Origin of the sequence: Aminicella lysinilytica (genome assembly GCF_004362975.1) — a bacterium.
GTDB lineage: Bacteria > Bacillota > Clostridia > Peptostreptococcales > Anaerovoracaceae > Aminicella > Aminicella lysinilytica.
Genome location: NZ_SNXO01000029.1, coordinates 19,375 through 30,222 on the forward strand (window position 1 = coordinate 19,375; position 10,848 = coordinate 30,222).

13 protein-coding genes and 1 tRNA gene are annotated in these 10,848 nt (G+C 42.3%); 8 read left to right on the forward strand and 6 right to left on the reverse strand.

What is annotated here, in order from left to right:
• Positions 1–10 precede the first annotated feature (10 nt).
• The 3 genes from EV211_RS07945 to EV211_RS07955 all read right to left on the reverse strand — a co-directional run bounded on the left by EV211_RS07945 (position 11) and on the right by EV211_RS07955 (position 4,233).
• Positions 11–1,300, reverse strand: coding sequence for an adenylosuccinate synthase (locus EV211_RS07945; protein ID WP_133528900.1), 1,290 nt, complete (start codon positions 1,298–1,300; stop codon positions 11–13).
• 10 nt (positions 1,301–1,310) lie between these two features.
• Complete coding sequence (gene purB / locus EV211_RS07950) at positions 1,311–2,750, reverse strand: adenylosuccinate lyase (RefSeq protein WP_133528901.1); 1,440 nt, start codon at positions 2,748–2,750, stop codon at positions 1,311–1,313.
• A 124-nt stretch (positions 2,751–2,874) separates the two neighbouring features.
• Positions 2,875–4,233 carry an acetyl-CoA hydrolase/transferase family protein gene (locus EV211_RS07955; protein ID WP_133528902.1) on the reverse strand — a complete coding sequence of 453 codons (1,359 nt, stop codon included), beginning with the start codon at positions 4,231–4,233 and terminating at the stop codon, positions 2,875–2,877.
• Positions 4,234–4,529: 296 nt separating this feature from the next.
• Between EV211_RS07955 and EV211_RS07960 the strand changes: the two genes are divergently transcribed.
• Positions 4,530–4,605: transfer RNA gene (locus EV211_RS07960), tRNA-Arg, on the forward strand.
• A gap of 375 nt (positions 4,606–4,980) precedes the next feature.
• Here the strand turns inward: EV211_RS07960 and EV211_RS07965 are convergent.
• From EV211_RS07965 to EV211_RS07975, 3 genes are read right to left on the reverse strand one after another with little or no spacing between them, the layout of a single operon-like run.
• Positions 4,981–5,502, reverse strand: coding sequence for a hypothetical protein (locus EV211_RS07965; RefSeq protein WP_133528903.1), 522 nt, complete (start codon positions 5,500–5,502; stop codon positions 4,981–4,983).
• Between the two features lie 24 nt (positions 5,503–5,526).
• A complete protein-coding gene (locus EV211_RS07970; protein ID WP_133528904.1) occupies positions 5,527–5,886 on the reverse strand; it encodes a DUF6120 family protein in 360 nt (119 codons plus the stop codon).
• A complete protein-coding gene (locus EV211_RS07975) occupies positions 5,873–6,268 on the reverse strand; it encodes a PadR family transcriptional regulator (protein WP_133528905.1) in 396 nt (131 codons plus the stop codon). The genes EV211_RS07970 and EV211_RS07975 overlap by 14 nt, the downstream gene beginning before the upstream one ends.
• Before the next feature lie 293 nt (positions 6,269–6,561).
• Between EV211_RS07975 and EV211_RS07980 the strand changes: the two genes are divergently transcribed.
• From EV211_RS07980 to EV211_RS08010, 7 genes are all read left to right on the forward strand, one after another.
• The gene (locus tag EV211_RS07980; RefSeq protein WP_133528906.1) at positions 6,562–7,434 is read left to right on the forward strand and encodes a hypothetical protein; all 873 of its coding nucleotides are present in this window, start codon (positions 6,562–6,564) and stop codon (positions 7,432–7,434) included.
• Positions 7,431–7,703, forward strand: a complete 273-nt coding sequence (locus tag EV211_RS07985; protein WP_133528907.1) for a hypothetical protein — start codon at positions 7,431–7,433, stop codon at positions 7,701–7,703. Before EV211_RS07980 ends, EV211_RS07985 begins: the two co-directional genes overlap by 4 nt.
• A 349-nt stretch (positions 7,704–8,052) precedes the next feature.
• Entirely contained in the window at positions 8,053–8,403 is a 351-nt protein-coding gene (locus tag EV211_RS11070) for a S8 family serine peptidase (RefSeq protein WP_133528908.1), read from the forward strand.
• Positions 8,400–9,014, forward strand: a complete 615-nt coding sequence (locus EV211_RS11075; protein ID WP_133528909.1) for a S8 family serine peptidase — start codon at positions 8,400–8,402, stop codon at positions 9,012–9,014. Before EV211_RS11070 ends, EV211_RS11075 begins: the two co-directional genes overlap by 4 nt.
• A 13-nt stretch (positions 9,015–9,027) precedes the next feature.
• Entirely contained in the window at positions 9,028–9,915 is an 888-nt protein-coding gene (locus tag EV211_RS08000) for a hypothetical protein (RefSeq protein ID WP_133528910.1), read from the forward strand.
• 54 nt (positions 9,916–9,969) lie between these two features.
• A complete protein-coding gene (locus tag EV211_RS08005; RefSeq protein WP_133528911.1) occupies positions 9,970–10,158 on the forward strand; it encodes a hypothetical protein in 189 nt (62 codons plus the stop codon).
• A gap of 47 nt (positions 10,159–10,205) precedes the next feature.
• On the forward strand, positions 10,206–10,388 hold the full coding sequence (locus EV211_RS08010; protein WP_133528912.1) for a hypothetical protein: 183 nt from the start codon (positions 10,206–10,208) through the stop codon (positions 10,386–10,388).
• Positions 10,389–10,848: the final 460 nt, after the last annotated feature.

Below are 10,848 nucleotides of genomic sequence, written 5' to 3' on the forward strand. Positions count from 1 at the left end.
TCGTGCTTGCCTATATCAAAGGCTTGCGTGGGATGATGTCTTCTCTGGCAGGTCCGTTGGAGACCATTGTGATCGGGCACTGTATCTGGCGCTCGATTTCATTCACATAGTCCTGGCAGGCCTGAGGCAGATCCTCGAACTTCCTGATGCCGGTTATATCGCTTTTCCAGCCGGGCATTTTCTTCAGGATTGGTTTTGCTCTATATAAATACGTTGTGTTCGGGAAATCCTGATGCTCCTCACCGTCGATATCATAGCCGACGCACATAGGGATCTCATCAAGATACCCCAGAGGATCCAGCACCGTCAGCGCCACCTGAGTCGCGCCCTGGACTTTGCAGCCGTACCTGGACGCCACGCAGTCATACCAGCCTACACGACGAGGCCTTCCTGTCGTTGCGCCGTATTCGCCGCCGTCACCGCCGCGCTTGCGAAGCTCTTCTGCTTCATCGCCGAAAATCTCGCTGACGAAAGCTCCCGCGCCGACTGACGACGAGTAAGCCTTGGTTACAGCTATTACCTCATTGATAGCGTAAGGCGGGATGCCGGCGCCTGCAGCACCGTAAGCCGCGATAGTGTTCGATGACGTGACCATCGGGTAGATGCCGTGATCGATGTCCTTCATTGCGCCCAGCTGGCCTTCCAGCAGAATATTCTTGCCGTCGGCAACAGCCTTGTGCAGGAATGCGTCGGTATTGGCCACATATGGTTTGATCATTTCCTTGTATTCCATCATCGTGTTGTAGATCTCGTCAGGAACCAGTTCCGGCTGATGATAGAGATGCTTGATGAGAGTGTTCTTCAGAGTGCACACGTTTTCAATGCGCTCCCGAAGCGCCTTCTCGTCCATAAACAACTCGTTGACCTGGAAACCGATCTTGGCGTATTTGTCCGAGTAGCATGGAGCGATGCCGGCCTTGGTGGACCCGAAGGACTTACCGGCAAGCCTTGCTTCCTCATAAGTGTCTAACAAAATGTGATATGGCATGACGATGTGCGCTCTGTCCGATACCAGAAGCTTCGGCTGCGGCACGCCTTTGTCGACGATGCCTTTGATTTCTTCCAAAAGCTTAGGTATGTTCAAGGCAACGCCGTCTCCCAGCACACAGGTGACATGGCTGTAGAAAACGCCTGATGGCAGCATGTGGAGAGGGAATTTGCCGTACTCGTTCTTGATAGTGTGGCCGGCGTTGCTTCCGCCCTGAAACCTGACGACTATGTCCGATTCCTTGGCCAGGGTGTCTGTGATTTTTCCCTTGCCCTCATCGCCCCAGTTGGCGCCTACAATTGCTTTGATCATAATATACCTCCTATACGTTGATATCAGCCGTGAGACCAAGCTGGTCCGCATTAGCTGATAGAATAGGCTTTATGACCCCGTTTAGAAACTCAGTAGTCTGATGAACAGATCTTCCGATGTAATTCTCTGGCTTCATAACCTTCTGTAAAGCCTCTTTGCTTATATTAAAGGTCGGGTCCGCCGCGATGCGATCCAGAAGATCGTTAGGCTTTCCTTCTTCTTTAACTGCTTTACCGGCCTCCATGGACAGCTCTCTGATGCGCTCATGGAGTTCCTGTCTGTCGCCGCCTGCTTTCACGGCGTCCATCATGATATTTTCCGTGGCCATGAAGGGAAGCTCCGCCATCAGGTGGGCTTCTATCACCTTAGGATAAACCACAAGGCCGTTGGAAATATTGATATATAGTTCAAGGATACCGTCAGTGGCCAGGAAGGCCTCGCTGACACTTATCCTCTTATTGGCTGAATCGTCCAGGGTCCGCTCGAACCACTGGGTCGCCGCTGTGAGCTGCGGATTCATGGCATCGCTCATAACGTAGTTGGCCAGGGATGCCATACGCTCGGATCTCATTGGGTTGCGCTTGTAGGCCATGGCTGACGAACCGATCTGGTTTTTCTCAAAAGGTTCTTCGACTTCCTTCATATGCTGAAGGAGTCTGATGTCGTTGCTGAATTTATGTGCTGACTGGGCTATGCCGGCCAGGACATTCAGCACGCGGCTGTCGACCTTTCTGGAATATGTCTGACCTGATACAGGATAGCAGGCAGCAAAACCCATCTTGTCAGCGATCTTCTGGTCCAGTTCTACGCATTTAGCCTCGTCACCGTTGAAAAGCTCCATGAATGAAGCCTGCGTGCCGGTGGTCCCCTTGGAACCCAGCAGTTTCATAGTGCTGAGGACGTAGTCCAGATCTCCAAGATCCATAACAAGATCGTTGAGCCATAGAGTAGCGCGCTTGCCGACAGTGGTCGGCTGAGCTGCCTGGTAGTGCGTAAAAGCCAGACAAGGCAGAGCCTTGTATTCCTCGGCAAACTTTGCCAGCTGATCTATAGCATTTATCAGTTTTTTCCTTATTTCTCTGAGAGCCTCTGACATGACTATGATGTCGGTATTGTCGCCAACATAGCATGAGGTCGCTCCCAGATGTATTATTCCCTTTGCCTTAGGGCATTGGACCCCGTAGGCATAAACATGAGACATTACATCATGTCTCACTTCCTTCTCTCTGGCCTTGGCCACATCATAGTTGATGTCGTCAGCATGAGCCTTCAGCTCATCTATCTGATCCTGAGTTATATCCAGGCCCAGTTCCTTCTCTGATTCTGCCAGAGCGATCCAGAGCTTCCTCCAGGTCCTGAACTTCATTTCCGGCGAAAACAGATATTTCATCTCCGGACTCGGGTACCTTTCCGAAAGAGGGCTGGTGTAAATATTATTATCTGAAGTCATAGTTCTCCTCCAATATTATAGAAATACATAAAAATTATAGCATTATAGCCGTCGGTTTTCAAGGGGAGCCTTGGAATGATGGCGAAAAAAGGACCCGCTGCTTTCCCGCAACGGGTCGTAGTCTTTACAGTGAGGTCTTACTCGAATATTTCCAGATACCCATCTTCTCAGCATTTTTGATCAGATCCTCTCTGAAGTCAGGATGGGCTATGTTGATCAGCAACTCTGCCCTCTCCCATGTAGACTTGCCCTTCAGGTCGGCGGCGCCGTACTCTGTTACGATATAGTTGGTGGCCATTCTCGGCGTCGTAACTATGGCTCCAGGAGTCAGCATAGGCGTGATCAGAGATTCCACAGAACCGTCAGGCATTGTCCTGGTCGACGGCGTGCAGATGAAGCTGTGTCCGCCCTTGGACTGATATGCTCCCATTACGAAGTCCAGTTGCCCGCCGGTACCGCTGATCTGCTGGTGCCCCACGGATTCAGAGCAAACCTGCCCGTAGAGATCCACCTGGATACAGCTGTTTACTGAAACGAAGTTCTCTATACTTGAAATTATGTTTACATTATTAACGTAGTTAACCGGAGCGTTGCAGCAGATCGGATTGTTGTCTATGAAATCATAGAGTTTCTGAGATCCGCCCGCGAATGTGTACAGAGCCTTTCCTTTGTCCACGTTCTTATTGCCCGTGAGTTTGCCTGCCTCGAAAAGGTCGACATATGCATCTACGAACATCTCCGTGTGAGCGTTGATGTTTCTGATGTCAGACTCCGCCAGCATTTTGCCTATGGCTGATGGCAAACTGCCTATACCGAGCTGCAATGTACTATGACTCTTGATCCTCTCAACGACGTGAGACGCGACCATCTTGTCGATCTTGGTTGCAGGTTTATCAGGCAGTTCCGCCAGCGTGGTGTTGGAGCCCTCTACCACGTAATCAATTCCGTAGAGATTGAGCTGGGTTTGATGTCCCAGAGCTATAGGCATATTCTCGTTAACTTCTACTATTATCTTCTTGGCGGCCTTGATAACGCCCCACATATCAGCAACCTGAGGTCCCAGATTGAAGTTTCCATGACTGTCCATAGGAGCTACCTGGAACATGGCGATGTCTATGCCCGAGGTGTTATTCTTCCAGTACAGAGGCAACTCGCTGAACAGCATGGGAATGTACCAGCATCTGCCATCCTTGCACATCATCCTGTCGAAGGAACTGAAATGTGCCGACGCGAACTTCACCTGATCGTTGGATTCTGTGGCGGTATATACCGCAAAGGGTTTGTTCCTGATGGTGACAGTGCTGAGTATTTCTACTCCCTGCAGTTCATCCGCTCTGCGAGCCAGAGCCTCGTCTATGTCAACTACGGCGCCGCAGCCAAGACCGTAGTGGATCTTGTCTCCAGGGCGGACCATGGCGGCCGCGTCATCAGCCGTTATTAACTTTTTCTTATATTCTTCTGCCAGTGCTGAAACCTTATACATAAAGAATTCCTTTCATTATATAATACTGTTTGCGATAGCTGTTCTGGCGTTTACGTCTCCGGCAATAGAGGCCTTCCGCGGCGCCGACCGTCGCATTTGTTAACTTTCTAACAAAGTTCGACTTAATTGTACTATATAACGCAACTCTTATCAACCATTAATTTACCAATTTTTGATTGAAATTTACCTCTAATAATGATATTATAGACAAGGACCTGCGAAAATCCGTGAAGAACCATGAGGTCAGCAATATGCGCCTCGCCTTTCCAGATATCACGCCGGCCCGTAAATACCCTGCACCAGTAGCTCAGGGGATAGAGCGTCGGTTTCCTAAACCGTGCGTCGGGTGTTCGAATCGCCTCTGGTGCACCACTAAAAACCCTTTCCGAGAGGAAGGGGTTTTTTAGTGGTGCACATAGAATGGTAGCGATTCGAACACGAGCCGTGAAGTGCCACGGAGCAAGCTCCTGCACTTCTGACAGGGGACCTACCAGCGACTCATCCTTCGTCGGGTTAGGTCTCCCAAGTGCACGCCCACGGAGCAAGGATGCTAAATCGCCTCTGGTGCGTGCGCTTGTGAAAAAGTGAACAGAGACAATATTTAACACTATTTTATTCGTTAACAATGAGACTTTTTTCAACAGGCATGGATCATCATATTCAGCGATTCCCGCCTTTAGTTTGTCTGAAAAGTAGTTATAAAAAAGCTCTTCTTAACGATGAAGAGCTTTTGGGGATAATTCAGTATTAATAATTAACCGTTGTTATTGTGCCTTTTGCTGAGCACTTTAAGCCTATGGCAGCATTCTTTGTTAAAAACCCGTATTTGAAAGTTCCAGTGGCTTTTGCTGTAGCACCAGATATCGAATGACTAGTATCCGAACATGACCATCCGCTTCCGAATATTTTATGAGACACCGAAGCTGAAGTGGCTTTCGATGTAGAACCGTTGTAGGAAAAACGACCAGTAACGGTAAGCGACCATTTTTTGTCACCGGAATTCGAGTAATATGTGTATGTGGCGGATGCTGTTTTGGTAGACGATGTAGACGCGACTGCGATTGCGTTTGTAGCGACAACTGATTCCTGATCATATATTGTTGCGTATTCAATAGTTGTATCGATTATAGCATACGAACCATCACTGAATAATTCTAGTTGCGTATCAGAAGTTGAAGATACATTTGCTGGGTCTTCTGCGTAAGCAGGGAAAGCAAGCATGGCTACAACCAAAATAGATAATGATAATACTGTTGCGATTCTTTTCATAATGTTCCTCCAAATCAATAAGTGCTATTCGACAGTAACGACAATGGTGGCCTTTGCTTGGTCATTCATATGCATGTCCCAGAGATAAAATCCCCCGGCGATGAGTGCAATAACAAGTACAACTATGATCCATTTTTTGTGTCGATTTTTCTTTATGAGTTTGCCGGGCAGAGATTCCTTTGATTCACTTAGATAATCTTCAGCTACATCTTCGGGTTCGCCGAATTGATCGATTATGTCATCGTAAGTACAGTTTGGATTCGCGCTCATGAACTCATCAATGTTATTACTCAGCATTTCCATGAAGTCTTTAGACGGTGCGATGCTGCAAAGATGATCCTTTACTGCTTTGATATACTTTTTTTTAATGTTATTTTGCTCCATCTGTATCATCCTTTCTGCTGTCATTGATCAGCTCATCGACTGTGTTTGCCATCATGGAAAAGTGTTTCGACATCATAGTCAGGTGTTCGTGTCCGGCATCTGTTATATTGTAGTAAATACGAACACGGTTATCCGGAGTTACCTCCTTGCGGCTCTCTACAACATAACCTTGCTCTTGCAACTTACCAAGCGTTGTGTAGAGTAAAGGCATCTTGTATTTCCCATCGCTCCTTTCAAGGGTATATTGCATGATCTCATAGGCATACATTTCTTTTTCCGAGAGCATGGCAAGAGTCACCATAGGAAGCGTAGATTTCTTGAATTGCGCTTCGAAATTGTTGAACACTTTATCTTGCTGTTTGTCATCTTTTTTGCTATTCATGGTACCATCCTTTTGCAATATAGATAATATATCATATAATAAAAAATAAATCAATATATGTTATTGACATACATAAGGATATGTGATAATGTTTAGAAAGATCAATTTATTGAATATCAGATTGAGGGGGATTTGTGATGCCTTAGCGCTTTGTGACGTACTGTCAGCTATAGGTATAAAAAAATCGGTTGTGTGTCTTCGCAAGAGGTAAAAAGAGAGAAAAAATTATAATCATCAATCTTGAAAACAATTAATTTATTTTGTACATAATATAATTAAAGGAGAATGATAATATGAAGTATAAAGGTGAAACCCGTTTTTCAATAAGAACGATGAGAATAATTTCGCGGAGGACGGTTGCGACAATTATTAGTATTGTGATAGTTGGGACAACAATGATGTCAAACTTGGTCTATGCTGATATGAATGATTATAGTAGAGAAACAATAGCAACAAGCAGTGTATTAACACATCTTCCAAGCGGCGTAAGAGACTATTATAGTACCGCTGAATCTGTTATCCCAATAGAAAAAGGAAATATCTACTATTTCGATAACGATTTGTACAAGTCCAAAGTAATAGAAAGGTACTTGGATGATAATACAACTGAGCTCACAATAGAGGAAGATGGCAATACAACGATAATTGTAGTTAACTCTTCAGATAATACATGTACTATAAATGGAGATAGGCTTCAGGTTGTAGATACATTTTATTCGCGTGAAGAAAGTAATACTAAAGTTGAGAGTGGCAACAACGATATCATCCTTAAATCAGCGCAGGTAAGATACCGTAATGCTACCGCGCCTAGATGGGGCACAGTCGCAAATTACAAGACAAAAGGGGAAATAAAAAAATCAAATATATTTTTTGACGCTTCCATAGCATCGCTAGGATATACAGCCTTCTTTACAGCGCTGGGGGTAGGTTGTCCAGTTGTGGCTGCTGTTGCTAGTATTGGCAGTGCGTTATACAATATCTATGCAGCAGCGAAGGTTAAAAAAATATCGTATACAGACACATTATATTACCATAATTCCTATACTTCCGGATGGCACAATGGTAGCTACTGCGTGATGCACAAGGTAGTGTGGTATAAAACAATAGATCAGTCAGGTAAATCGGTTAAAACAACTACCAGTTATAGGATTGGAGATGTAATATGAATATTATGAAAAAGCTAAATAAAGTCATCGGTTTATTGATATTTTGGTGCGTTGTAGATCTGGCGGTTACGATAAGCTGGTTTGTTGTTGACAAAAACCTGTACCCAATTATCGCCTTTAGTATGATACTATGTTTCTTCATTGGATTTTCATCACTGCTATTTGAAGTCATCAGGATAAAGAAAGCATTTGTCAACGAAAGAACAAAAGAAGTTAGCAGTAATATTACTCACGAAATTCAAAACTATGATGTCAAGGTGGGGCCATGAGGAGAACCGGTGGTTCTCTTAAGAGAGTTACTGGAGCGGATCATAGATCCGCTCTGGGGCTCCTACTGTGAAATATTCAAATATCAGATTGAGGGGAAATTGTAAATGTATTAGACTGACTAGTACATAGTAGTATAAAATTTGGTCAAGGTACTGAGAAGTGGATAATAAGGCTATTAGAGACAAGCGCATAAAAAATACTGTATTCGTGTTTATAATAATTATAATTGTAGTGATTCTTTACTGCTGCAACAAAACCGATTCGGAATACAAAAAACAATGGTATTTAGAAAATCGAGGAGATTTAACTTCAGTTAGCCAGGCAAAATATTTTAGAGGAAGTCGAACTATGATAAAAGGAGTGGATATTAACATTAAAAAGTTTTGGCACGTTTCTAGCAAAATTAAAGATGTCCACTATACAAAGGTTGCTATAGTAGATACAGGCATTGATTATTCCCATAGTGAATTGAGCGGTAAAATTTGGACTAATCGGAAAGAAATAAGTAACGATGGTATTGATAATGATATGAATGGATATATCGATGACATACATGGATGGAACTTCGTGAATGAAAATAATCGTATTTCATCTTATCGATATTCGCCGTATGAAAACAGCCATGGAACAGCCATTGCTGGAATAATTGCAGCCAAAAAAATGGAAAAAAGGTGCAAGGAATTGTTAACAGCAATATGATGGGTATCATATCATTAAAAGTGTTAGGGGATGTTGGAGGGAAAATTAATAGCGGTACAATTAATGATTTAATTTCTGCCATAGAATATGCAGAAAAAAATGGTGCAGAGATATGCAATTTGAGTATTAACACGAACATTCATAACAAAAAATTGGAAAAAGTAATAAAACACTCAAGAATGTTATTTGTTGTTTCTGCTGGGAATCATCAGCCCAAGGGAAAGAACATTGACTATTCTAAATCTTATCCAGCAAGTTGTAATTTTGAGAATGTTATTACGGTAGCAAGTATGAATTATGACGGCAAATTTGAAGCAACATCTAATTATGGTGACAAGTCAGTTGATATAGCGGCACCAGGGATGTATATTTACACAACTATACCAAAGAACAGATGTGATTATGCTTCTGGGACATCATTTGCAACTGCAATGGTGTCTGGTGTAGCGTTAAACATTTATATCAAAAGTGAGAGAATGAGTGCGGGTCAGTGTAAGCGATTAATTTGCGATAGCTGCAGAAAAATAAGTGAGCTAAAGAAGAAAGTAAAGACTGGAGGGATGTTAGATGCGGGTCGCGTAATGGAATGTTTTGAGCAACGATACGAGTAGAAAGAAGGGTAAAATGAAGAAACATGTAATTGTAAATAAATGGATGGCACTTGTTATAATAGCATCACTGCTTTGCATAATTGGTTTAAGTCCTATTAGTAGGGTTTATGCTGGTGATTGCTCTTACTTTAAAGACATTCGGAATCTCGAGTATAATAATCTTGAATTAAGTAATTATGTTGGGCATCCTGTGAAAGGTTCAGAAGTTAAAGAAATACAAGAAGGGCTTGATGATTTGTCTTTAATTGGCTTAGACAAAGATAATTTATTGTCAATAAAGATTACGAACGATAACATGACATATGTTGTGAAATCTACGGATGACGATTGTACACAAGCTGAAATTATTATTAAAGAAAAGGAAAAAGGGGATATAGCATATGTGATTAAGGAAGGTGATTTAGTAAATACGTTAACTATCGGTAGCGATGGGAATTATTACTTAGATGGAGAAAAAGTTATTTATAGTTTTAGCACAGAGAATATTAATGTAGATGGAATATGTGGCAGTGTTGTTGACAGATGGCAATCTAATGATCCTCCTAAAGGGACATCTTCTGATTATAAGAGGGTATCACCAGATGGAACGGTGCAATTAAATTTGCAAAAGGATTTAGAAGACGTTGGGAATTTTGCACTTGCAACACTTATAGGTTTTGCTGTTACAGGTGTGGGTATTTTAGTAAGCACTGCTGCACTAATTAAAACAATAGCTGATAGACATAACATGGGAAAAACCAATTATGTCAAGTATACTTATAAAAAGTACTACTATAAGGGAAAGCATCAAATAGGAGTAGGGCTGTTTGCCGAAAAGAGAGCCGCAAAGTACTATCCTGGAAAGAATGCAACAGGTGATTATGCTAGTAAAACATTTTATTGCATGGAGCAGTACTATTAAGTATTATGATAAGATTAAATTAAATTAATCATATTGTAAGATAGGTGAATGATTATGGACAAAAAGATATTGGTTACTATACTTATACTACTACAAACGGGAATGATGGTTGTGCTAGTGGTTGTAGCTAACCGTTATAATTTATGGATTTGTGATGTCTTAGCGTTTTGTGATGTACTGTCAGCCATAGGTATAAAAATAATCGGTTGTGCGTCTTCGAAAGAGGTAAAAAGAGAGAAATAATTACAATATTAGGCTTTTGATTTGGGGAATGGGGAGAGGTATTAATAATGAGTAAGAATAATAAAACAAAAGTGCAATCAATCTTTGTGTTAAGCCTTATTGCGACCGTGCTTGCCATAATAGCCACAGTAACGGATGGATTGATACCCATGCGGGCGGTCATGTATTTTGTGATACCATCTGCCGCAATTTCAATGGCCCTGGCATTCAGCATAATGAGGTCGGATTAACAGATCAAAGAAGCATAAGTAGATACTTAGCACATATCTCGTTTTCACCAGCGATAAGCGGTTCGTTTATTTATAGCACGTTTAATTACACTTTTTTATCACAAAAAATTTTAAGGCCTGTGGAAAATCCAGCATATTTCCACAGGCCTTATTGACAGGTAGACGCAAAAAATCAATTGCCACGGCAATAGAATCATGATAGACTAAACAAGATATTACACAAGAAAGTGGTGTATATTTATTTCAAGACACTAAGTGTTTGTCCCATCTTACGATTTAATTGCATTTTACATAGTGACGCAAACTTATACATTATGAACGAGAGATTTATATATGAGAAAATGGAAAAGAAGCAGTGTAATAAAGTAAGTGGTAAACCACATGTACCTGTTCAAACCCACCTGAATCTGAGATAATACAAGTATCAAAAACTTTAGTTGAAGTTTTTGCAACTTGCGAA

Bases quoted from the DNA above. Each gene is read 5' to 3' on its own strand.
- EV211_RS07945 (WP_133528900.1), bottom strand. From the start codon at position 1,300: ATGATCAAAGCAATTGTAGGCGCCAACTGGGGCGATGAGGGCAAGGGA.
- purB (WP_133528901.1), bottom strand. From the start codon at position 2,750: ATGACTTCAGATAATAATATTTACACCAGCCCTCTTTCGGAAAGGTAC.
- EV211_RS07955 (WP_133528902.1), bottom strand. From the start codon at position 4,233: ATGTATAAGGTTTCAGCACTGGCAGAAGAATATAAGAAAAAGTTAATA.
- EV211_RS07965 (WP_133528903.1), bottom strand. From the start codon at position 5,502: ATGAAAAGAATCGCAACAGTATTATCATTATCTATTTTGGTTGTAGCC.
- EV211_RS07970 (WP_133528904.1), bottom strand. From the start codon at position 5,886: ATGGAGCAAAATAACATTAAAAAAAAGTATATCAAAGCAGTAAAGGAT.
- EV211_RS07975 (WP_133528905.1), bottom strand. From the start codon at position 6,268: ATGAATAGCAAAAAAGATGACAAACAGCAAGATAAAGTGTTCAACAAT.
- EV211_RS07980 (WP_133528906.1), top strand. From the start codon at position 6,562: ATGAAGTATAAAGGTGAAACCCGTTTTTCAATAAGAACGATGAGAATA.
- EV211_RS07985 (WP_133528907.1), top strand. From the start codon at position 7,431: ATGAATATTATGAAAAAGCTAAATAAAGTCATCGGTTTATTGATATTT.
- EV211_RS11070 (WP_133528908.1), top strand. From the start codon at position 8,053: ATGATAAAAGGAGTGGATATTAACATTAAAAAGTTTTGGCACGTTTCT.
- EV211_RS11075 (WP_133528909.1), top strand. From the start codon at position 8,400: ATGATGGGTATCATATCATTAAAAGTGTTAGGGGATGTTGGAGGGAAA.
- EV211_RS08000 (WP_133528910.1), top strand. From the start codon at position 9,028: ATGAAGAAACATGTAATTGTAAATAAATGGATGGCACTTGTTATAATA.
- EV211_RS08005 (WP_133528911.1), top strand. From the start codon at position 9,970: ATGGACAAAAAGATATTGGTTACTATACTTATACTACTACAAACGGGA.
- EV211_RS08010 (WP_133528912.1), top strand. From the start codon at position 10,206: ATGAGTAAGAATAATAAAACAAAAGTGCAATCAATCTTTGTGTTAAGC.